Raw genomic sequence first — 20150 nt, 5'->3', positions numbered from 1 at the left:
AGCCCCTGAAATGTTCAATCATTTCAGGGGCTTAGTCGTATTCAATAATGGCGGAGAGATAGGGATTCGAACCCTAGGTACCGGTGAAGGTACAACGGATTTCGAATCCGTCCCATTCGGCCACTCTGGCATCTCTCCAACGGCGCGCATCATAACAGTGTGTTTCGCGGAAGCAAACCCCAAATGCGATTTTTTTCCGTGCTATCAGATGCTTGCGTCGATTAAAGCGGTACGCCGAGACGATTGGCGACTTCTTCGTAGGCTTCGATAACGTCACCGAGGCCCTGGCGGAAGCGGTCTTTGTCCATCTTCTTCTTGGTGTCTTTGTCCCACAGGCGGCAGCCGTCCGGGCTGAATTCATCGCCCAGGACGATGGAGCCGTCGTGGAATACGCCGAATTCCAGCTTGAAGTCGACCAGCAGCAGGCCAGCGTCGTCGAACAGCTTGCTCAGCACCTCGTTGACCTTGAGGGACAACTCCTTCATGCGTGCCAGTTGCTCAGCGGTGCCCCAACCGAATGCCACGACGTGGGATTCGTTGATGAACGGGTCGCCCTTGGCGTCGTCCTTCAGGAACAGCTCAAACGTGTAAGGGTTGAGCTTGAGGCCCTCTTCCACGCCCAGACGCTTGACCAGGCTGCCGGCGGCGTAGTTACGCACAACGCATTCAACCGGGATCATGTCGAGCTTCTTGACCAGGCACTCGTTGTCGCCCAGCAGTTTGTCGAATTGGGTCGGGACGCCCGCCGCTTCGAGTTTCTGCATGATGAAGGCGTTGAACTTGTTGTTCACCATGCCTTTGCGGTCGAGCTGTTCGATGCGCTTGCCGTCGAACGCCGAGGTGTCGTTGCGAAACAGCAGGATCAGGCGGTTGGCGTCGTCGGTCTTGTACACCGACTTGGCTTTGCCGCGGTAGAGTTCTTCACGTTTTTCCATGATGGGCTCCGCTTGCTAAATGGTGGGCTAGGCGATGTGTCGCCAGTCGAGCCCTGAATCTTGATCGGCCAGTTGCAGCCAGTCCGGGTCGCACCCGAGGGTGTCGACAAAACATTGCCGGGCCAGCTGCGGCAGGTTGTTCTTGCTGCTCAGGTGGGCCAGGACCAAGTGCTGCAGGTCTTGCCAGCCCAACTCATACACCAGGTACGCCGCCTGGTGGTTATTCAAATGTCCCAGCTCGCCGCCCACCCGTTGCTTGAGGAAGTACGGATAATGACCGCGCGCCAGCAAGTCTCGACAGTGGTTGGACTCGATCATCAATGCATCGAGGTTGCGGTATCCGTCCAGCACCTTGGAACAGTAGGAACCCAGGTCGGTGAGCACGCCAAAACGTCGCTCTCCGTCGCTGAATACATACTGCGTGGGCTCCTGGGCATCATGCGCAACGGCAATCACATCGATGCTCAACGCACCAATCTGCAGCTGCTCGCCGCCAGCCAGGAAACCTGCAGGTTCTATGGGTTTGCGCATCCCGCGCTGTGTGCCGCGACTCAGGTACACCGGAAGATTGTAGCGCCGAGACAGCAAACCCACGCCATGCACGTGGTCGGCATGTTCGTGGGTCACTAGAATCGCGCTCAGCTGTGCGGGGTGAACCCCCAGGCGCAGCAGGCGCCGCTCGGTTTCTTTTAACGAGAAACCACAATCCACCAGCACGTACGTGTCGTCGTGGGCGACCAGCGTGCCGTTCCCTTGGCTACCGCTGCCGAGAACGGCAAAACGCATTGGATCAGCCCAGGTTGTCCTGAATCACGCCCAACACTTTGCGCGCTGTTTCAGCCGGCGCAACGGTGTTGATGTTTTTCTCGACGGTGACTTGCACGCTTTCGCCCACTTTGCTCAAACGAATCTGGTAGCGCTCGGCGCGGGTTTCGACCTCTTCCTTGGTCGGCTTGCTGCCGAACAGTTTGCCGAAGAAACCTGGCTCGTCGTCTTTCTTCTCGGCTTTTTCAGCCACGTTGATGTAGTACAGACCCAGGCTGCGGTTGATGTCTTCAACGCGCCATGGGCCTTTCTCCAACGCGCGGCCAACACTGGCCCAGGCACGGTCGAGGTCTTCACCCAGGTTCAGTACCACGTTACCGCTGCCGTCCTCGGTGAGGCTGACGCGGTTCGGCGTGTCGTAATCACGCGCAGCGAGAAGCGACACCGAACCGCCCTTCTCGGAGATACGGCTCATGCTGGCCAGCATCTCGTCGACCAGCGCGGCGTCCACGCCCATGTTGACCGAACGCGGGGTGAAATCGACAGCGGCGGTGCTGCCGACGGGACGCTCGGCGCTGACCACGTAGACTTCACTGGTATTGCGCTGCACGCCCGGCTCGATGCGCACACGCACACGGGCTTCGCTGTCAGCGGCTACACCGCCGGCCTGCAGGCGCTGGGCCATGTTGGCGGACAGTTCGCTGCTGCGCTGCCAGGCAGTGGTGAATTCACCGGTCTGCGGGCGTTGCTGGTCAATGCGAAAACCGTTGTCCTGGAAAAACTGCACCGCCACTGGCCAGACTTCGGCAGGTGGGCGCTGGGCGATAATCCAGCGGTTGTCGCCGCTCTTCTGCAGGCTGTAGTCGCTGGCATCAGCCACGGCCGAGATCGGCTGTGGACGTGGCACCACGTATTCACCCTTGGTGGTGTCGTCGGCAACGTTGCGCGGAATAGGCAGCAACGGGTCAAGGCGCTTGGCGACGTTGACGTCCGGCGGCAGTTGCATCGGTTTGGTTGCTTGTGCTTCCAGGTAATCGCTGCCGCGGTCACGGAAGTAACCATCCGGGCCCCAAATCCAACCGCAGCCACTGGTGCTGGAGATAATCAAGGCAAGTGCGGAAAGTCCGGCCAATCGCTTCATGCGTAGTGCTTCCTCAATTAAACCAGGACGCCGGACTGGCGCAGGGCCTGTCGCAGCGGTTCGTGACAGGCTTCGCTGAGCCGGGTGAGCGGCAGACGGATACCGTCCGGCATCAAGCCCATCTCAAACAGCGCCCATTTCACGGGAATAGGGTTGGATTCAATAAACAGTGTCTTGTTGAGCGGCATCAGCTTCTCGTGGATCGCGCGGGCGGTCACGGCATCACCGGCGATGGCGGCGGCGCACAGTTCGCTCATGGCGCGCGGGGCGACGTTGGCGGTCACCGAGATGTTGCCCTTGCCACCCAGCAGGATCAGCTCGACAGCCGTGGCGTCGTCACCGGAATACACCAGGAAGTCGCTGCTCACGCCGGCCAGAATGTCCTTGGCGCGCTGCAGGTCACCGGTGGCTTCTTTGATACCAATGATGTTCGGCACGGTGGACAGGCGAATCACGGTCTCGGCCTTCATGTCGCAGGCAGTGCGGCCGGGTACGTTGTAGAGGATCTGCGGGATATCAACGGCTTCGGCAATGGTGCGAAAGTGCTGGTACAGGCCTTCCTGGGTCGGCTTGTTGTAGTACGGGGTCACCAGCAGGCAGGCATCGGCGCCGGCTTTCTTGGCGTTTTTGGTCAGCTCGATCGCTTCACGCGTCGAGTTGGCGCCCGTACCGGCGATCACGGCGATACGGCCCGCAACGCGCTTGACCACGAATTCGATCACCTGGATGTGTTCTTCCACATCCAGTGTGGCCGACTCACCTGTAGTGCCGACCGCCACAATGGCGTTGGTGCCCTCTTGCAGGTGGAAGTCCACCAGTTTGCCCAGGCTATCCCAGTCGAGATGACCTTGTGCATCCATGGGTGTGACCAGTGCCACCATACTGCCCGCAATCATGCAACCGCTCCTGCCGGAAAAAGAGAGCCGTAATGGTACTGGCGCCAAGATGCTTGTACAAGCGAAGTACCGCCTGAGGATGCGTTCTGGGGCAACTAAACGATGGGCAATGCCATCATTGGGTCAAAGCGTGCCTTGAAGCACGCTGAAATCAGACCGATCACGCAATGAAAACGCCACCTCCTATCCCTTGGCGGCGGTTTTCGCTACCCTTCATCCTTTGATCGATACAGCCCTGACCGTATCGACCGCTCATCGTTTTAGGAAGGCTGCATGTCCACCCCCACAGTTCGCGAACAATTCCTTGTTATCAGTGCCCTCGGCGCCAACCCCATGGAGCTGACCAACGTCCTGTGCCGCGCCAGCCATGAAAACCGCTGCGCCGTCGTAACCTCTCGCCTCACGCGCCATGGCGAGTGCAGCGCGCTGGTGCTGCAGATTTCCGGCACCTGGGACGCCTTGGCCCGCCTGGAAACCGGCCTGCCGGGCCTGGCCAAGAAGCATGATTTCACCGTCAACGTAGTGCGCAGCGCTGCACTGGAAAACCGCCCGCAGGCCCTGCCTTACGTGGCATACGTCAGCTCGGCTTACCGTTCGGACATCGTCAATGAGCTGTGCCAGTTCTTTATCGACCACAACGTCGAGCTCGAGAACCTGACCTGCGACACCTACCAAGCGCCACAGACCGGCGGCACCATGCTCAACGCCACGTTTACCGTGACCTTGCCGGCGGGCGTGCAGATCAGTTGGTTGCGTGACCAGTTCCTGGATTTCGCCGATGCCCTTAACCTCGACGCCTTGATCGAGCCATGGCGCCCACAGAACCCAATGTAAGGAATCTATCCATGCCGGTAGTCATCGATAAACCCGTGGCCGATTTCGAAGCCCAGGCCACCAGCGGCCAGACCTTCAGCCTCGCAGCCCTCAAGGGCAAGCAAGTGGTGATCTACTTCTATCCGAAAGACAGCACGCCGGGCTGCACCACCGAAGGCCAGGGCTTTCGGGACCAGTACGCAGCGTTCAAGGCCGCCAACACCGAGGTGTTTGGCGTGTCGCGCGACAGCGTGAAGTCCCACGAAAACTTCAAGGCCAAGCAGGAATTCCCCTTCGAGCTGATCAGCGACAAGGACGAAGCGGTTTGCCAGCTGTTTGATGTGATCAAACTGAAGAAGCTTTACGGCAAGGAATACCTGGGCGTTGATCGCAGCACCTTCTTGATCGACAAGGACTGCGTGCTGCGTCAGGAATGGCGTGGCGTGAAAGTGCCAGGGCATGTGGACGCCGTCTTGGCGGCGGCGCAGGCGCTGAGCAAGGCTTGAATGGTTGGGGCGAACACCGGGTGTTCGCCCCATCATTACAACAGAGGCGCCACCACCGGTTCTTGCCGCGGCCACGCATCCAGTACGGCCTTGAACAGTGTCGCCAGGGGAATCGCAAAGAACACGCCCCAAAACCCCCACAGCCCGCCAAACAACAACACCGCACAGATGATCGCCACCGGGTGCAGGTTGACGGCCTCCGAGAACAACAGCGGCACCAGTACGTTTCCGTCCAGGGTCTGGATAATGCCGTACACCGCCATCAGGTAGATGAACTGATCACTCCAGCCCCACTGGAACAGCGCGATCAACATCACCGGCACCGTTACCACCACCGCGCCGACGTAGGGCACCACCACCGACACCCCCACCAGCAACGCCAGCAATGCCGCGTAGTTCAGGCCGAGCGCGACGAAAGCGATGTAGGTGACGCCCCCGCAGATGACGATCTCAATGACCTTGCCGCGGATGTAGTTGGCAATCTGCCGGTTCATTTCCTCCGCCACTCGGGTAATCAGCGCTCGCTCACGCGGCAAGTAACCGCTTACCCAGCGGCCAATCATCGCGCGGTCCTTGAGAAAGAAGAACACCAGAATCGGCACCAACACCAGGTAGATCATGATGTTGACCAGCAACGGCAGACTGGACAGGGAAAAGGTCAGCGCCCATTGCCCGAACTTTCCGATCTCGCCGCGCGCCACTTCGATGGCCTGCAGCACCTGCTCGTCAGACACCAGGTGCGGATAGCGTTCAGGCAACAGCAGCAACAGCGATTGCCACTTGGCGAGCATGCCCGGCAACTCGTTGAATAACGTAATCAGCTGATGCCACAGCAACGGCAGCACCACCACGATGAACACCACCAACAACCCCATGAACAACGCAAACACCAACCCTACCGCGACCCCGCCCGGCAAACGCATACGCTCCAGCGTGGTGACCAGGCCTTGCATCAGGTACGCCAATACCATCCCCGCCAGCACCGGTGCCAACATGCCGCCCAAGGTGAGTACGGCGGTAAAAGCCAGGAACAGCAGGACCGCCAGCACCACGGCTTCCTCATCGGAGAAGTAGCGCTGAATCCAGTCTCGTAGCACTTTGAACATCAATCAACCTCGGGCGGTAGGGGCGAACGGTTCAGGCCTTGCGCAACCAATAGCGGTATACACCGGCGGCGTCTTCTTCATGCAACAGGGTGTGGCCAGCCAACTTGGCAAACGTGCGGAAATCACGCTGGGAGCCTGCGTCCGTGGCGATCACCTTGAGCACTGCACCGCTGGCCAATCGATTGAGTTCCAGCTTGGCCTTAAGCAACGGCAACGGGCAATTGAGGCCGCTGGCATCGAGTTCGGCATCAAAGGCTACAGCGTCGGTCATGGTTTTACTCCGGGCACGCGTTTGGGGTGCTTAGAATATCTGGTCCGAAGCTCAGTGTCCGGCTACAGTAAGCTCTTTGTCGAAAGGCTCTGTGCATGACTTTTTTGCGCCCTACCCTGCTGACGCTGGCCTGCCTGCTGGCCTCTCCGGGCTTCGCTGACGACCTGCCGTCACTTGGCGACGCCAGTTCTGCCATTGTCTCGCCACAACAGGAATACCAGCTGGGCCGTGCTTGGCTTGCTTACCTGCGCGGCCAGGTCTCGCAACTCAATGACCCACAACTCAAGGATTACGTCGAAACCAGCGTGTACAAGCTGGTGGAGACCAGCCAGGTCAATGACCGGCGCCTGGAGTTCATCCTGATCAATAGCCCACAGCTCAACGCCTTCGCCGCCCCCGGCGGGATCGTCGGGGTCAACGGCGGTTTGTTCCTCAACGCGCAAACCGAAGGCGAATATGCTTCGGTACTCGCCCACGAATTGGCTCACTTGTCCCAGCGCCACTTTGCCCGCGGCGTGGAAGCGCAGTCACGCATGCAGATCCCGATGATGGCCGCTTTGCTCGGCGGCATCATCGCTGCGGCAGCGGGTGCGGGTGATGCCGGTATTGCCGCGATTGCCGGCAGCCAGGCGGCAGCCATCCAGGAGCAACGCCGGTTCTCCCGTCAGAACGAACAGGAGGCCGACCGTATCGGCATTCTTAACCTGGAAAAAGCTGGTTACGACCCACGCTCCATGCCGACCATGTTCGAACGGCTGATGCGTCAATATCGCTTCGACGCCAAGCCACCGGAGTTCCTGCTGACTCACCCGGTTACCGAATCGCGGATCGCAGATACCCGTAACCGCGCCGAGCAAGCCAAACCCGGCGGCACGGAAGACAGTCTGCGCTATCAACTGATTCGCGCGCGCGTGCAGTTGCAATACGAGGACACGCCCGGTCTTGCGGCCAAACGCTTCCAGGCGCAGTTGGACGAGAACCCGAAGAACGATGTGGCGCGCTATGGCCTGGCCATCGCCCAGATCAAGGGCACTCAACTCAAGGAAGCGCGCGAAACCCTGGCACCGCTGCTGGCCAAGGCACCCAACGACATCACGTACAACCTGGCGCAAATCGAGCTGGACATCACCAACAACCGCTTGCCGGATGCTCAGCAACGCACTGATCGGATGCTGACCCAATACCCCGGCAACTACCCACTCAACCAGGTGCGCGTGGACTTGCTGCTTAAGCAGAACCGAACCGCCGATGCGGAGAAAGCGTTGGATGCGCTGCTCAAATCTCGTCCCGACGACCCCGACGTCTGGTACCAGGTCGCCGAGACACGCGGACTGTCCGGCAACATCATTGGCTTGCATCAAGCCCGCGCCGAGTACTTTGCATTGGTGGGCGACTTCCAGCAGGCCATTCAGCAACTGGATTTTGCCAAACGCCGGGCTGGCAACAACTTCCCGCTGTCGTCTCGTATCGACGCGCGCCAGCGTGAGCTGATCGAGCAGGAACGCTTGGTAAAAGGGATGATGAGCTAAATACGTCGCCCACAAAAAAGCCCCGCTTTCGCGGGGCTTTTTATTGGCCTGGAAGTTACTCGGCCAGTTTGAAGGTAATGAAACTCGCACGCCCTTGACGCAAGACACGCATCGACACCGAACGGTTCTTCGGCAGCGCCTTGGCGATGTCGGTGAACTGCTTGGTGGAGTCGATGGCCTGATTGTTCAGGTGAGTGATCACGTCACCTGGTTGCAGGCCAATCAAAGAGGCAGGGCCGTCCTGCACTTCTTTGATCACTACGCCGCTTTTAAGGTCGAAGCTTTTCTTCTGCTCATCAGTCAGCTCAGCCACGGCAATGCCCAGGCGATTGCTGCTGCGCTCGGCACCCGGTTTGGCGTTGCCCAGAGCGTCAAGGGTGGCGCCCTCTTCCGGGATAGCACCAACGGTCAGCTCAACGTTCTGGCGTTTGCCGTCACGAATCACTTCCAGCTTGGCTTTGCTGCCGGCCTTGAGTGCACCGACCAGGTGTGGGAGGTCGGCCGACATGATGATTGGTTGGCCATTCATGCTCAGAATCACGTCACCGACTTGCAGGCCACCTTTGGCAGCCGGGCCGTCGTCCTGGATCTGGGCGACCAGGGCACCGGCCGGCTTATCGAGACCGAAAGACTCGGCCAGGTCTTTGTTCACTTCCTGGATCACTACGCCCAACCAGCCACGGCTGACCTTGCCACCGCTTTTGAGCTGGTTGGAAACGTCCATGGCCACGTCAATCGGAATGGCGAAGGACACCCCCATGAAGCCACCGGAGCGGGTATAAATCTGCGAGTTGATCCCGACCACTTCGCCCGCCAGGTTGAACAGCGGACCGCCGGAGTTACCCGGGTTGATCGGCACGTCGGTCTGGATGAATGGCACGTAGTTTTCATTTGGCAGGCTGCGGCCAATCGCACTGACAATGCCTTGGGTGACGGTATGGTCAAAGCCGAACGGTGAACCGATCGCTACTACCCACTGACCGGCTTTCAGGTCCTGGGATTTACCCAGTTTCAGTACCGGCAAATCTTTGCCGTCGATTTTCAGCAAGGCCACGTCGGAACGCGGGTCCGTGCCGATCAGCTTGGCCTTCAATTCACTGCGATCAGCCAGGCGCACAAGAATCTCGTCGGCGTCGGCAATCACGTGGTTGTTGGTGAGGATGTAGCCGTCAGGCGAGATGATGAAGCCCGAGCCCAGGGACTGCGCCTCACGCTGGCCACCGCCGCCGCCACGCGGGGAACGCTGTTGCGGCATGCCGCGCTCGAAGAACTCGCGCAGCATTGGCGGCAGGCCTTCCAGGTCGGGCATCTGCTGGTTCGAGACTTTACGATCCGGCAGTTTTTGCGTGGTACTGATGTTCACCACGGCAGGCGAGGCCTGCTCCACCAGTTGGGTGAAGTCAGGCAGTTCGGCCGCTTGCGCGGACACGGCCTGACCCAGCACCAGCACCGTGGCGACTATGGATAGGTAAGACTTCAAACGTGGTATCGACATACAGCTCCCGTTACGACGAGCAGGGTTGAGCGACAGGGTTCAAGAAACGCCGAAAAGTGCGACCGACATCTTTGTTCCGCGAACAAAACAAGGCCAGGGCCGACAAGCCCTGACCTATAAAAAACATGGGGATTTTTTGCAAGTGAAAATACCGATCCTGAAGTTTCATGCTTCCAGCCTCCAACCAAGCATAGGCTCACATTGAAAGGTCAGGATGAACATAGGATTAACGACTCACGGCTTGGCGGTGGCGGGTTTTTCACCGCGCACCGACAGCGCAATGCGCTCGGCAGTGCCGATGGGGATTTCGCCCACAACGGTCACCATCACTTCACCATCTACCGTGTTCAAGCGGCGCGATACGGCAACAGTCGGGCCCAGCTGGGTGCGGGTTTCGCTCACACTGGCGCCATCGGTCGACTCAAGAAACACTGAAAAACGTGCCAGCCCATCGTCGTACATCAAGCTATCGACGGTGGACTTGGTCTGGGTATCTTTGCGTGCAGTACTGCTGGTGAGCTGAAAACCCGGAGGCAGCCAATCCAAATGCCACGCATGGGTGGCGGGGATTTCAGGCGCTTTGCTATTGGCAAGTGCAATAGGTGCGCAATCACCGCTGGGCTGCAAGTCTCGATCAGAGAGCGCGACCGACGTGTTCAGTCGAGTGAACTGGAAACGCTCCAACAATTGTCCCTGTTCATTAAGTAACAAGGATTTGAGCGGCAACGCCGTTTGACGATCAAGGTGCAATTCGAACCCATACCGATACTGATCGCGCGGCGTGATCGAGACAATCACCGCATTTCGACCGGCCACGCGAGATTTGCCGATGACGGCCAATTCGTAGAGTTGAGTGAGTTTTTGCGGATCAAGAGCGCGCGATGGCGCTTCGGGCGAATTACCCAGGCCAGCAACCAGAGCGCCACTGACGCATTGGGTTCGACCGTCTACCCGGACCAATTCCTGAGCTGATCCGTCGAGCTGCAAGAGCCGCTCACGGACGTGCCCGTTTTGAATACGGTGCCAGATATCATGGGTAGAGAAACTGCCGTTACGCTCGTAGACGAACGTACCTTCAAAGCTTTGCTGCTGTTCTGCACGCCCAAGTCGAGTCAGCCAGTCTTGGGCTTCGTCGGCATGGGCGGATAGTGCAAAACAACCACTGAGCAAAAGCGTAAGGAGCGGTATGGCGCGCATAGGGCTCCTTAACGGTTTAGCGGTTTTCCAGACTTGCTGCACGGGCGTATGGCAGAGCGCTTTCAGTGCCTTTCAAAGCCGATTCCTGTGCGTGTTGACGCAGGTAGCCTGGAAGACGCTGATCCTGCCAGCCGGATTGCCCTTGAAGTACACCGTTAGCCATAGGGCCGGTGGTATCGGAGCTTTCCTTATAGCCGGCCAGCACTGCTGGACCTTTGACTTGCGGACCGGCCATGACCGGCTGCTGAGTCTGTTGGGCCAGTTCGGCACCGGCTATTTCGTCCTGGTTGTACAGGCGAACACCGGCCAATACGGCAACAGTTACCGAAGCAGCTACTGCCAAACGACCCAGGCTACGCCATGGACCACGAGCAGCTTTTGCCGGAACGGCTTCATCAGCCAGCGCAGCAGAAACGGCCGCAGCAATATCCAGACGAGGGATTAAAAGATCCTTGTGCATCACCGCCCGAGCGACTTGGTAACGAGACCAGGTATCACGGGTTTCGGCATCATCAAATGCATTGAGCACTCGACGAAGTTCCAGTTCATCCGCTTCGTTATCCATCACTGCGGACAGCGATTCCTGCAGGGCATCACGACTCATGGCGGTTCCTCTCTTGGCTGTCGCCGCTGTCTTTAGTTTTCCTGCAACAACGGTTGCAAGGCTTTATCGATGGCTTCCCGGGCCCGGAAAATCCGTGACCTTACAGTCCCCACCGGACACTGCATGACGCTCGCAATGTCTTCGTAACTCAGACCATCGAATTCACGTAAAGTTAACGCCGTACGCAAATCTTCTGGAAGTTGCTGAATTGTGCGATGAACGGTGCCTTCGATCTCGTCGCGCAGCAATGCACGCTCCGGCGACTCGAGATCTTTGAGGCCGTGATCACCATCATAAAATTCTGCATCTTCTGAACTTACATCACTGTCCGGTGGGCGGCGGCCGCGAGACACCAGATAGTTCTTCGCCGTGTTAATGGCGATGCGGTATAGCCACGTATAAAACGCACTATCACCGCGGAAGTTTCCAAGTGCACGGTACGCCTTGATAAAGGCTTCCTGTGCAACGTCCTGCGCTTCATGGGTGTCGTGCACAAAACGCACGATCAACCCGAGAATTTTGTGCTGGTATTTCAGCACTAGCAGATCAAATGCTCGCTTGTCGCCGCGTTGAACGCGCTCGACCAGCTGCTGATCCTCTTCCTGGGTTAGCATGAACACTCCTCGTTGTACTTGGAGGAGGCTTGCATAACTAAACGATCAGGCTTGCAAACATAGACTCGGACTTTTCGCAAAAGTTCTCCCCCTCCAAGCAAGTTTCCGGCGCGCACTGATTTGGCACACACGAAAAACGCAGCACGGGCATTGCCGGCTGCGCGAATAATCTTGTCGCCGGTTTTCTGACGCGTCCAATGCTCCCGACGGGCCAATAAACTCAACGTTTTCCCAGCTTTCGGGCAACCTGCTATTGAGTCGGGGCTTATGCAAAAAGTTCCCGCCTTAATAACCAGCCGATTTTACCCAAGCTGCGCACCGTAATCTCACATTGCCACGAATGCCCGGCTATTGTGCCGCTCCCCCCCTCTATATACTAGTGGCCCGTGTGACCCTTTGATTCGCCGATCCAGGCGTCCTGTTCGCGCCGCCCCTTTGGATCGCTTTTTGCGGAATCCTGCTAATGAGCCAACAGTTTCAACACGATGTCCTGGTGATCGGTAGTGGCGCGGCCGGCTTGAGCCTGGCGCTGACGCTCCCCAGCCACTTGCGCATTGCGGTCCTGAGCAAAGGCGATCTGGCCAACGGCTCGACATTCTGGGCCCAGGGCGGCGTCGCGGCAGTGCTGGACGACACTGACACCGTGCAATCCCATGTCGAAGACACCCTTAACGCCGGCGGCGGCCTGTGCAACGAAGACGCCGTACGCTTCACCGTCGAGCACAGCCGCGAAGCTATCCAATGGCTGATCGACCAGGGTGTGCCGTTCACCCGCGACGAGCATGCCGGCAGCGACGACGGCGGATTTGAATTCCACCTGACCCGTGAAGGCGGTCACAGCCATCGCCGCATCATCCATGCGGCCGACGCCACCGGCGCCGCCATTTTCAAAACCCTCCTCGACCAGGCCCGTCAACGCCCCAATATCGAGCTGTTGGAACAACGGGTAGCCGTCGACCTGATCACCGAAAAACGCCTGGGCCTGGCAGGCGAACGCTGCCTCGGCGCCTACGTGCTCAACCGCGCCAGCGGCGAAGTCGACACCTACGGCGCGCGCTTCACCATTCTCGCCTCGGGCGGCGCGGCCAAGGTTTATCTCTACACCAGCAACCCCGACGGTGCCTGCGGCGATGGCATTGCCATGGCGTGGCGTTCGGGCTGCCGCGTCGCGAATCTGGAATTCAACCAGTTCCACCCCACCTGCCTGTATCACCCGCAGGCCAAGAGTTTCCTGATCACCGAAGCCCTGCGCGGTGAAGGCGCGCACCTGAAACTGCCAAATGGCGAGCGCTTCATGCAACGCTTCGACCCTCGCGCTGAGCTCGCGCCGCGGGATATCGTCGCCCGCGCCATCGACCACGAAATGAAGCGCCTGGGCATCGACTGCGTCTATCTGGACATCAGCCACAAGCCCGAAGCCTTCATCAAGACCCATTTCCCCACCGTCTACGAGCGCTGCCTGGCGTTCAACATCGACATCACCAAAGGTCCGATCCCGGTAGTGCCGGCCGCGCACTACACCTGTGGCGGGGTCATGGTCGACCAACACGGTCGCACCGACGTGCCTGGCCTGTATGCGATCGGCGAAACCAGCTTCACCGGCCTGCACGGCGCCAACCGCATGGCCAGCAATTCGCTGCTCGAATGCTTCGTCTATGCCCGTTCCGCCGCCGCCGACATCCTCGAACAACTGCCCCGCATCCCGGTGCCCGCCGCCCTGCCCCGCTGGGACGCCAGCCAGGTCACCGATTCGGACGAAGACGTCATCATCGCCCACAACTGGGACGAGCTGCGCCGCTTCATGTGGGACTACGTGGGGATCGTGCGCACCAACAAGCGCCTACAACGCGCGCAACACCGCGTGCGGTTGCTGCTGGACGAAATTGACGAGTTCTACAGCAACTATAAAGTCAGCCGGGACCTGATCGAATTGCGCAACTTGGCCCAGGTGGCGGAATTGATGATTCGCTCTGCCATGGAGCGCAAGGAAAGTCGCGGCCTGCACTACACCCTCGACTACCCGCAGATGCTGCCCGAGGCCCGTGACACTATTCTGGTGCCAGCCACCTACGGCGGCTGAACTTCAAGCGAACCCGCAGGCGTCGATGCACATCGGCAGCCTGCGCGTCCCTCGGCACACAGATCGAACGCACCCGCCATTCCCCCTGCACCCGATAGCGCAGCACCACGATCAGCGGTAATGCCAGGCTGTCGGGACGCAGTTGCACAGGGTGCCAACCGCGCTCGTCACACAATAATTGCCAGCCGTCTTCATCGCGGCGCAGGCCACGAATCGACGAACGGTGGTTTAACAGGATATGACGCGGTAAAACCCACACGGCGTGAGCCAGGCACAACAGAATGCCGAGGCCGTAGAACGGTAGATCCCCAAGCAGCAAGGCGCCCAACGCGAACAGTTGGGCAAGCAAGTAGGCCGCCAGCAATAGCCGTGAGGCCTGCCAGCGGCATTCGAAGCGATTACTTGGGCTGGACACGATCCAGAATCATCCGAACCATGCGCTGCAGCTCCGGATCTTCAGATTCGGCGCGCTCCATGAACCAGCCGAACATGTCCTGATCTTCGCAAGTCAGCAGCCTGACGTAGAGGTCGCGGTCCACTTGATTGAGCGTCGCGTATACCTCTTTGGTGAAAGGCACCAGCAACACATCCAACTCCAGCATGCCGCGACGGCTGTGCCAGTAGAGGCGATTGATTTCTACATCTTCGACCATGGAGCGCTCCTCAAATAGAGCGCAAGTATACAGGCCCGACGGCACCGGACCAGTCGGCTTTGGTCGCACCATACGGAAACTATCCATTTGCCGGGCGCCCCTCTATGATGCACCCATGACTTTTTGACCTGCGATGACCCATGGCTGACTCTGCTTTTTTCTGCCCCTTGTCACACGAAGGCGTTCTCGCCGTCCGCGGCGCCGACGCTGCCAAGTTCCTGCAAGGGCAACTGACCTGCAACCTCAATTACCTGAGTGACACCCAGGCGAGCCTCGGCGCTCGCTGCACGCAAAAAGGCCGCATGCAGTCGAGCTTTCGCATCCTGCTGCAAGGCGACGGCGTGCTCCTGGCCATGGCCAGCGAATTGCTCGAACCGCAACTGGCAGATTTGAAAAAATACGCGGTGTTCTCCAAATCCAAACTCACCGACGAAAGCGCCGCCTGGGTGCGTTTCGGCCTGTCGAATGCGGATCAGGCCCTCGCCTCCCTTGGCCTTGAGCTGCCTGCCGAAACCGACAGCGTCGCGCGCAGCGACACATTGATCGCCATTCGCGTCTCCCCTGGCCGCAGCGAACTCTGGGTGCCCGTCGAACACGCCGAAGCCGTACGCGCTCAGCTGGCCACACAGCTACAACCTGCTGACTTGAATCAATGGCTGCTGGGCCAGATCCGCGCTGGCATCGGCCAAGTCATGCCCCAGACCCGCGAACTGTTTATCCCGCAGATGCTTAACCTGCAGGCCATCGGCGGCGTCAGCTTCAAGAAAGGCTGCTACACCGGCCAGGAAATCGTCGCGCGCATGCAATACCTGGGCAAACTCAAGCGTCGCCTGTACCGCCTGAGCCTGGATGCAACCGAATTGCCCGAGCCGGGCACCCCGCTGTTCGCGCCCAGCCACAACAGTGCTATCGGTGAGGTGGTGATTGCAGCAAAAGCTGACCAATGCGTTGAACTTCTGGCCGTGCTGCAAGCCGAAGCTGCCGACAGTGGCGATGTGCACTTGGGCGCTCTGGAAGGCCCCGGCTTACACCTGCTTGACCTGCCGTACTCACTGGATCGCGATCGAGAGATCCAGCGTTAATCGCCGTACTTTTTTGCAACACCCTAGAGAGCATGAATGAACAAGCTGGCGGAAAAAGTCCAACAGGCTTTAGTGACGGCCATCGACAACGATGACCTGGTTCTGCCGACATTACCGGAAGTGGCCCTGAACATACGACAGGCCGCCGAAGACCCGGAAATCAGCATCAGCCACTTGAGCAAAGTGATCGGTCGCGACACCGCCCTGTCGGCACGCCTGATCAAAGTGGTCAACAGCCCGCTGCTGCGCGCGACCCAGGAAGTCACCGACCTGCATACCGCAATCACCCGGCTGGGCACCAACTACAGCAGCAACCTGGCCATCGGCCTGGTGATGGAACAAATTTTCCACGCCCGCTCCGAAGTCGTCGAATTGAAAATGCGCGAAGTGTGGCGCCGCAGCCTGGAAGTGGCGGGCGTGAGCTACGCCTTGTGCCGCAGCCACAGCCAGCTGAAACCTGATCAGGCAGCGCTCGGCGGTCTGGTGCATCAGATTGGCGTGCTGCCGATCCTCACCTATGCCGAAGACCATTACGAACTGCTCTCCGACCCCGTCAGCCTCAACCATGTGATAGAGAGCATTCACCCGCTGCTGGGGGACAAACTGCTGGGCGGCTGGGATTTCCCGGAGATGCTCGCGAAGCTGCCAGGGCAATACCTGGACCTGGAACGCGACTCCGCGAGCCTGGACTACATCGACCTGGTGCAAGTCGCCGTGCTGTATTGCCACCGGGGCACTGATCATCCGCTGGCGAATGTATCGGTTGCCAGCCTGCCGGCGATCCAGAAGTTACGGGTCGACCCGTACAGCAATGCCCTGCGTGCCGAACTGGATGAAGCCCGCTCGATGTTTTACTGATCAGCCCGCGATAAAGCTTACGCGCACCTTCAACCCCGCCAACTCGCCGTCATGCAGGCTGATCTGCGCCAAGTGTGCGCGGCAGATCTCACCTACAATCGCCAGCCCCAAACCTGAGCCCATGCCCTGTTGACTGCGGCGGTAGAAACGCTCGAATACCCGGTCCCGCTCATCCAGCGGGATACCCGGGCCATCATCCTCCACCTCCAGGATCGCGGGCGCCGTGACCCGCAAAATCACATTGCCTCCAGGCGGTGTGTGGGCCAGGGCGTTATCGACCAGATTGCTCAGCAACTCGTTCAACAAGGTCGGCTCACCCCGCAGCCACACCGGCTCATCCGCCTCCAACGCCAGCGCAACGCCGCGCGCATGCGCCAGCGGCGCCATGGCCATGCCCAATTCCCGCGCCAGCTGGCTGAGGTCGAGCAATTGCGCCCCGCCTTCGGCAATCGCCCGCGCGCCGTTTTCAATGCGTGCCAGCGACAGCAGTTGATTGGCCAAATGGGTGAGGCGGTCGGTGCCTTGGGCAGCGGTTTCCAGGGTGCTGTGCCACGTCGCCGGGGCGTCGCTGCGCAGGCCGAGTTCCAAACGCGCCTTCAGTGCCGCCAGCGGGGTGCGCAATTCATGGGCGGCGTCGGCGATAAACTGCGCCTGGCGCTCGAACTGGCCGCGCAGGCGCTCGGTAAAGTGATTGAGGGAGCGCACCAGGGGACCGAACTCATGCTGCACTTCCACCAACGGCAATGGCCGCAAGTCGTCGGGCTGACGCTCCTCCACGGCAGTGCGCAAGCGCTCCAGAGGACGCAGCGCCGCGCTGACGGCAAACCACACCAGCAGCAATGCGCCAACGGCCAACATCCCAAGGCGCAGTAAGGTGTCGGCCAGCAGGCTACGGGCCATGCTTTCGCGCGCTTCATCGGTTTCTGCAACGCGTATTTCGGCCATGCCATTCATGTTCGGTTCGGAGACAGCCTTGAGCAAACTCACCACGCGTACATGCTGGCCCTTGTAGGTGGCGTTGTAAAACCGCGCCAGCGCTGGGTAGTCGTCCGTGCGCGGCGTGCCCGGCGGCGGGCCGGGGAGGTTTTCGTAACCGGAGATCAGCTTGCGATCAATGTCATTGACCTGATAGTAAATACGCCCGGCGCTGTCGTAGGCAAAGGTGTCCAGCGCCACATACGGCACGTTCGCACTCAGGGTGCCATCCACCTGGGTCAATCCGGCGGCGATGGTGCGCGCTGACGCCAGCAAGGTGCGGTCATAAGCGGTGTCGGCGGCTTCGCGCCCATTCCAGTAGGCGCTCATGCCGCTGGCCAGCATCAACACCACCAGCAACAGCGCCAGGTTCCACAGTAGGCGCCAGCGCAGGCTGCTGGGCTTATGCATCGCGGGCTTCCAGCAGGTAGCCAAGGCCGCGGAAAGTCACGATGGCAATAGGCTGGCCGTCGAGCTTCTTGCGCAGGCGGTGCACGTAGATTTCGATGGCGTCGGGGCTGGCCTCTTCATCCAGGCCGAACACCTGCGACGCCAATTGCTCCTTGCTCATCACGCGACCAGGGCGTGCGATCAGCGCTTCAAGCACCGCCTGCTCGCGGGAAGTCAACGTCAGCAGCTCGCCACCCACGGTGAAACGCCGGGTATCCAGGTCATAGACCAGCACGCCGCACGCCTGCTGACGCTCGCCCCCCAAGACGCTGCGGCGCAACAGCGCTTTGACCCGCGCTTCCAGCTCGGTCAATTCAAACGGCTTGGCAAGGTAGTCATCGGCGCCCAGGTTCAGGCCATGCACGCGGTCTTTCACATCACTGCGTGCCGTCAGCATCAATACAGGCAGATTTTTCCCACGCGCGCGCAGGCGCGCCAACACTTCAAAACCGTCCATGCGCGGCAGCCCCACGTCGAGGATCACCACCGCATATTCCTCACTGTTCAGGGCCAGGTCCGCGGCCACGCCATCGTGCAACACGTCGACAGTCAAACCCGTGCTCTTGAGCGCCTGGGCGACACTTTCAGCGAGTTGCAAATGGTCTTCAACCAGGAGGACACGCATGGATTTTCACCTCATTCGGGCATGGTCGACGCCACGCTTTGCGGGGCAGTTTACAGGCGCCGCCTGCCCTGTGAAGCCCGAAAACATTGAAAGGCAACTGAAAGGTTAGTGAAAGCTTCGCCCTTTAGCATCCAGCCACGGTGGGTTATGCCCGCCGAGCTACCTGATCCGTAGTGCCAGAAAAACGCCTCGAAGCGTTTTCGCCAAAATAAGAACAATAACGGAGTACACAACGATGCTGTCGACACAGCCACAGGCTTACCCGCCTGTTCGTTTTTCTCGCCTTGCCCAGACCGCCCTTGCCAGTGCCGCCGCCCTTGCCGGCTTTTCGCCACTGAGCCAGGCCGCCTTCTTCGAAGACAGCAGCGCCACCCTCGAAACCCGCAATATGTACTTCAACCGCGACTTTCGCGACGGTACCAGTGCCCAGCAATCCAAGCGTGACGAATGGGCCCAGGGGTTCATGCTCAACCTGCAATCGGGCTACACCGATGGCACTGTCGGGTTCGGCGTGGATGCGTTGGGCATGCTTGGGGTCAAGCTCGACTCCAGCCCCGACCGCACGGGCACCGGCCTGTTGCCGACCCACGACGACGGCCGCGCCGCCAACGAATACTCCAAGCTGGGCCTGACCGGCAAAGTGAAGATCTCCGCCACCGAACTGAAAATCGGCGCGCTGATCCCCGAACTGCCGATCCTCAAACCCAACGACGGGCGCATCCTGCCGCAGACCTTCAACGGCGGCCTGCTGACCTCCAAAGAATTCAAAAACCTGGTGTTCACCGGCGGCCGCCTCGACAAAGCCAAAGACCGCGACGACACCCACTACGAAGACATCGCCCTCAACAACAAAAACAGCCGCTTCGTCAGCGGCGCCACCGGCAAGCACTTCAATTTCGGCGGTGCGGACTACAAGTTCGCCGACAAGATCACCGGCAGCTACCACTTCGCCCAGCTCGACGACGTCTACCGCCAGCACTTCCTTGGCCTGGTGGCCTCACGCCCAGTGGGCCCCGGCATTTTCGGCGCCGACCTGCGCCTGGCCATCAGCGATGACACCGGCAGCGCCCGTGGCGGCAACATCGACAACAAATCCCTCAACGGCCTGTTCAGCTATGCCCTCAATGGCCATAAGCTCAGCGCCGGCTACCAGCACATGTCCGGCGACAGCGCCTTTCCCTACGTGGATGGCAGCGATCCGTACCTGGTCAACTTCGTGCAGATCAACGACTTTGCCGGCGCACAGGAGCGCTCCTGGCAGGCGCGCTACGACTATGACTTCGCCAAGTTGGGCATTCCCGGCCTGAGTTTCATGAGCCGTTATTTGTCGGGTGACAACATCAGGCTTCGCAACGGCGAGACCGGCAAGGAGTGGGAGCGCAACAGCGAGATCCGCTACGTGGTGCAAAGCGGCACGCTCAAGGATGTCGCCCTGCGCCTGCGTAACGCCACCTACCGCTCCAACTATTCGGCACGTGATGCCGACGAAGTGCGTGTGCTGGTGAGCTACAGCATTGCGCTTTGGTAGTCGCAACTCATAACAACAAAGAAGGAG

The 20150-nt window shown here is 59.8% G+C and carries 21 protein-coding genes and 1 tRNA gene; 7 read left to right on the top strand and 15 right to left on the bottom strand.

What is annotated here, in order from left to right:
• Nucleotides 1–48: 48 nt before the first annotated feature.
• From AACV02_RS08810 to dapA, 5 genes are all read right to left on the bottom strand, one after another.
• Nucleotides 49–138: transfer RNA gene (locus AACV02_RS08810), tRNA-Ser, on the bottom strand.
• Nucleotides 139–221: 83 nt separating this feature from the next.
• Entirely contained in the window at nt 222–935 is a 714-nt protein-coding gene (gene purC / locus AACV02_RS08805) for a phosphoribosylaminoimidazolesuccinocarboxamide synthase (protein ID WP_119738970.1), read from the bottom strand.
• A gap of 27 nt (nt 936–962) precedes the next feature.
• Nucleotides 963–1721, bottom strand: coding sequence for an MBL fold metallo-hydrolase (locus AACV02_RS08800; RefSeq protein WP_119738968.1), 759 nt, complete (start codon nt 1719–1721; stop codon nt 963–965).
• Between the two features lie 4 nt (nt 1722–1725).
• Nucleotides 1726–2841: an outer membrane protein assembly factor BamC gene (gene bamC / locus AACV02_RS08795; RefSeq protein ID WP_119738966.1), complete on the bottom strand. Its 1116-nt coding sequence runs from the start codon at nt 2839–2841 to the stop codon at nt 1726–1728.
• A gap of 17 nt (nt 2842–2858) precedes the next feature.
• On the bottom strand, nt 2859–3737 hold the full coding sequence (dapA, locus tag AACV02_RS08790) for a 4-hydroxy-tetrahydrodipicolinate synthase (protein ID WP_106577012.1): 879 nt from the start codon (nt 3735–3737) through the stop codon (nt 2859–2861).
• A 273-nt stretch (nt 3738–4010) separates the two neighbouring features.
• Between dapA and AACV02_RS08785 the strand changes: the two genes are divergently transcribed.
• Both AACV02_RS08785 and AACV02_RS08780 read left to right on the top strand, forming a co-directional pair.
• The gene (locus AACV02_RS08785) at nt 4011–4571 is read left to right on the top strand and encodes a glycine cleavage system protein R (protein ID WP_003172487.1); all 561 of its coding nucleotides are present in this window, start codon (nt 4011–4013) and stop codon (nt 4569–4571) included.
• 11 nt (nt 4572–4582) lie between these two features.
• Entirely contained in the window at nt 4583–5056 is a 474-nt protein-coding gene (locus AACV02_RS08780) for a peroxiredoxin (protein WP_119738963.1), read from the top strand.
• Nucleotides 5057–5091: 35 nt separating this feature from the next.
• Here AACV02_RS08780 and AACV02_RS08775 read toward each other — a convergent pair whose 3' ends face one another.
• Entirely contained in the window at nt 5092–6162 is a 1071-nt protein-coding gene (locus AACV02_RS08775) for an AI-2E family transporter (protein WP_119738961.1), read from the bottom strand.
• A 31-nt stretch (nt 6163–6193) separates the two neighbouring features.
• A complete protein-coding gene (locus AACV02_RS08770) occupies nt 6194–6433 on the bottom strand; it encodes a sulfurtransferase TusA family protein (RefSeq protein ID WP_010212198.1) in 240 nt (79 codons plus the stop codon).
• A 95-nt stretch (nt 6434–6528) separates the two neighbouring features.
• Between AACV02_RS08770 and AACV02_RS08765 the strand changes: the two genes are divergently transcribed.
• On the top strand, nt 6529–7962 hold the full coding sequence (locus AACV02_RS08765; protein WP_119738958.1) for a M48 family metalloprotease: 1434 nt from the start codon (nt 6529–6531) through the stop codon (nt 7960–7962).
• A gap of 55 nt (nt 7963–8017) precedes the next feature.
• On the opposite strand, the gene AACV02_RS08760 is transcribed toward AACV02_RS08765, so the two are convergent.
• The 4 genes from AACV02_RS08760 to rpoE form a co-directional block, all read right to left on the bottom strand.
• The gene (locus AACV02_RS08760; RefSeq protein ID WP_106577016.1) at nt 8018–9457 is read right to left on the bottom strand and encodes a DegQ family serine endoprotease; all 1440 of its coding nucleotides are present in this window, start codon (nt 9455–9457) and stop codon (nt 8018–8020) included.
• Between the two features lie 234 nt (nt 9458–9691).
• Nucleotides 9692–10654 carry a MucB/RseB C-terminal domain-containing protein gene (locus AACV02_RS08755; RefSeq protein ID WP_119738956.1) on the bottom strand — a complete coding sequence of 321 codons (963 nt, stop codon included), beginning with the start codon at nt 10652–10654 and terminating at the stop codon, nt 9692–9694.
• 16 nt (nt 10655–10670) lie between these two features.
• Nucleotides 10671–11258: a sigma-E factor negative regulatory protein gene (locus AACV02_RS08750; protein ID WP_003172479.1), complete on the bottom strand. Its 588-nt coding sequence runs from the start codon at nt 11256–11258 to the stop codon at nt 10671–10673.
• A 32-nt stretch (nt 11259–11290) separates the two neighbouring features.
• The gene (gene rpoE, locus AACV02_RS08745; RefSeq protein ID WP_003172477.1) at nt 11291–11872 is read right to left on the bottom strand and encodes an RNA polymerase sigma factor RpoE; all 582 of its coding nucleotides are present in this window, start codon (nt 11870–11872) and stop codon (nt 11291–11293) included.
• A 463-nt stretch (nt 11873–12335) separates the two neighbouring features.
• Here rpoE and nadB point away from each other — a divergent pair, with 463 nt between their 5' ends.
• Nucleotides 12336–13952 carry an L-aspartate oxidase gene (gene nadB, locus AACV02_RS08740; protein WP_119738954.1) on the top strand — a complete coding sequence of 539 codons (1617 nt, stop codon included), beginning with the start codon at nt 12336–12338 and terminating at the stop codon, nt 13950–13952.
• Here the strand turns inward: nadB and AACV02_RS08735 are convergent.
• Complete coding sequence (locus tag AACV02_RS08735; protein ID WP_119738952.1) at nt 13921–14367, bottom strand: protein YgfX; 447 nt, start codon at nt 14365–14367, stop codon at nt 13921–13923. The genes nadB and AACV02_RS08735 overlap by 32 nt on opposite strands.
• Complete coding sequence (locus AACV02_RS08730) at nt 14351–14605, bottom strand: FAD assembly factor SdhE (RefSeq protein WP_014717362.1); 255 nt, start codon at nt 14603–14605, stop codon at nt 14351–14353. The genes AACV02_RS08735 and AACV02_RS08730 overlap by 17 nt, the downstream gene beginning before the upstream one ends.
• 140 nt (nt 14606–14745) lie before the next feature.
• Here AACV02_RS08730 and ygfZ point away from each other — a divergent pair, with 140 nt between their 5' ends.
• A complete protein-coding gene (gene ygfZ, locus AACV02_RS08725; RefSeq protein ID WP_119738950.1) occupies nt 14746–15687 on the top strand; it encodes a CAF17-like 4Fe-4S cluster assembly/insertion protein YgfZ in 942 nt (313 codons plus the stop codon).
• A 36-nt stretch (nt 15688–15723) separates the two neighbouring features.
• Entirely contained in the window at nt 15724–16545 is an 822-nt protein-coding gene (locus AACV02_RS08720; RefSeq protein ID WP_106577021.1) for an HDOD domain-containing protein, read from the top strand.
• Here AACV02_RS08720 and AACV02_RS08715 read toward each other — a convergent pair whose 3' ends face one another.
• Together AACV02_RS08715 and AACV02_RS08710 are read right to left on the bottom strand one after the other, a co-directional pair.
• Nucleotides 16546–17931 carry a sensor histidine kinase gene (locus tag AACV02_RS08715; RefSeq protein WP_119738947.1) on the bottom strand — a complete coding sequence of 462 codons (1386 nt, stop codon included), beginning with the start codon at nt 17929–17931 and terminating at the stop codon, nt 16546–16548.
• Nucleotides 17924–18595 (bottom strand): response regulator, encoded by a 672-nt coding sequence (locus AACV02_RS08710; RefSeq protein WP_083359659.1) that lies wholly within the window; start codon nt 18593–18595, stop codon nt 17924–17926. The genes AACV02_RS08715 and AACV02_RS08710 overlap by 8 nt, the downstream gene beginning before the upstream one ends.
• A 235-nt stretch (nt 18596–18830) precedes the next feature.
• Between AACV02_RS08710 and AACV02_RS08705 the strand changes: the two genes are divergently transcribed.
• Entirely contained in the window at nt 18831–20123 is a 1293-nt protein-coding gene (locus tag AACV02_RS08705) for an OprD family porin (RefSeq protein WP_119738945.1), read from the top strand.
• Nucleotides 20124–20150: the final 27 nt, after the last annotated feature.

The sequence above is a fragment of the Pseudomonas sp. Larv2_ips genome (assembly GCF_963879675.1).
Lineage (GTDB): Bacteria > Pseudomonadota > Gammaproteobacteria > Pseudomonadales > Pseudomonadaceae > Aquipseudomonas.
The sequence above is the reverse complement of the archived record's forward strand: the minus strand, read 5'-3'. Positions and strand labels throughout refer to the sequence as shown.

What these genes read in the sequence shown, in the direction of transcription:
- purC (WP_119738970.1), bottom strand. Translation starts at nt 935, where the DNA reads ATGGAAAAACGTGAAGAACTCTACCGCGGCAAAGCCAAGTCGGTGTAC.
- AACV02_RS08800 (WP_119738968.1), bottom strand. Translation starts at nt 1,721, where the DNA reads ATGCGTTTTGCCGTTCTCGGCAGCGGTAGCCAAGGGAACGGCACGCTG.
- bamC (WP_119738966.1), bottom strand. Translation starts at nt 2,841, where the DNA reads ATGAAGCGATTGGCCGGACTTTCCGCACTTGCCTTGATTATCTCCAGC.
- dapA (WP_106577012.1), bottom strand. Translation starts at nt 3,737, where the DNA reads ATGATTGCGGGCAGTATGGTGGCACTGGTCACACCCATGGATGCACAA.
- AACV02_RS08785 (WP_003172487.1), top strand. Translation starts at nt 4,011, where the DNA reads ATGTCCACCCCCACAGTTCGCGAACAATTCCTTGTTATCAGTGCCCTC.
- AACV02_RS08780 (WP_119738963.1), top strand. Translation starts at nt 4,583, where the DNA reads ATGCCGGTAGTCATCGATAAACCCGTGGCCGATTTCGAAGCCCAGGCC.
- AACV02_RS08775 (WP_119738961.1), bottom strand. Translation starts at nt 6,162, where the DNA reads ATGTTCAAAGTGCTACGAGACTGGATTCAGCGCTACTTCTCCGATGAG.
- AACV02_RS08770 (WP_010212198.1), bottom strand. Translation starts at nt 6,433, where the DNA reads ATGACCGACGCTGTAGCCTTTGATGCCGAACTCGATGCCAGCGGCCTC.
- AACV02_RS08765 (WP_119738958.1), top strand. Translation starts at nt 6,529, where the DNA reads ATGACTTTTTTGCGCCCTACCCTGCTGACGCTGGCCTGCCTGCTGGCC.
- AACV02_RS08760 (WP_106577016.1), bottom strand. Translation starts at nt 9,457, where the DNA reads ATGTCGATACCACGTTTGAAGTCTTACCTATCCATAGTCGCCACGGTG.
- AACV02_RS08755 (WP_119738956.1), bottom strand. Translation starts at nt 10,654, where the DNA reads ATGCGCGCCATACCGCTCCTTACGCTTTTGCTCAGTGGTTGTTTTGCA.
- AACV02_RS08750 (WP_003172479.1), bottom strand. Translation starts at nt 11,258, where the DNA reads ATGAGTCGTGATGCCCTGCAGGAATCGCTGTCCGCAGTGATGGATAAC.
- rpoE (WP_003172477.1), bottom strand. Translation starts at nt 11,872, where the DNA reads ATGCTAACCCAGGAAGAGGATCAGCAGCTGGTCGAGCGCGTTCAACGC.
- nadB (WP_119738954.1), top strand. Translation starts at nt 12,336, where the DNA reads ATGAGCCAACAGTTTCAACACGATGTCCTGGTGATCGGTAGTGGCGCG.
- AACV02_RS08730 (WP_014717362.1), bottom strand. Translation starts at nt 14,605, where the DNA reads ATGGTCGAAGATGTAGAAATCAATCGCCTCTACTGGCACAGCCGTCGC.
- ygfZ (WP_119738950.1), top strand. Translation starts at nt 14,746, where the DNA reads ATGGCTGACTCTGCTTTTTTCTGCCCCTTGTCACACGAAGGCGTTCTC.
- AACV02_RS08720 (WP_106577021.1), top strand. Translation starts at nt 15,724, where the DNA reads ATGAACAAGCTGGCGGAAAAAGTCCAACAGGCTTTAGTGACGGCCATC.
- AACV02_RS08715 (WP_119738947.1), bottom strand. Translation starts at nt 17,931, where the DNA reads ATGCATAAGCCCAGCAGCCTGCGCTGGCGCCTACTGTGGAACCTGGCG.
- AACV02_RS08710 (WP_083359659.1), bottom strand. Translation starts at nt 18,595, where the DNA reads ATGCGTGTCCTCCTGGTTGAAGACCATTTGCAACTCGCTGAAAGTGTC.
- AACV02_RS08705 (WP_119738945.1), top strand. Translation starts at nt 18,831, where the DNA reads ATGCTGTCGACACAGCCACAGGCTTACCCGCCTGTTCGTTTTTCTCGC.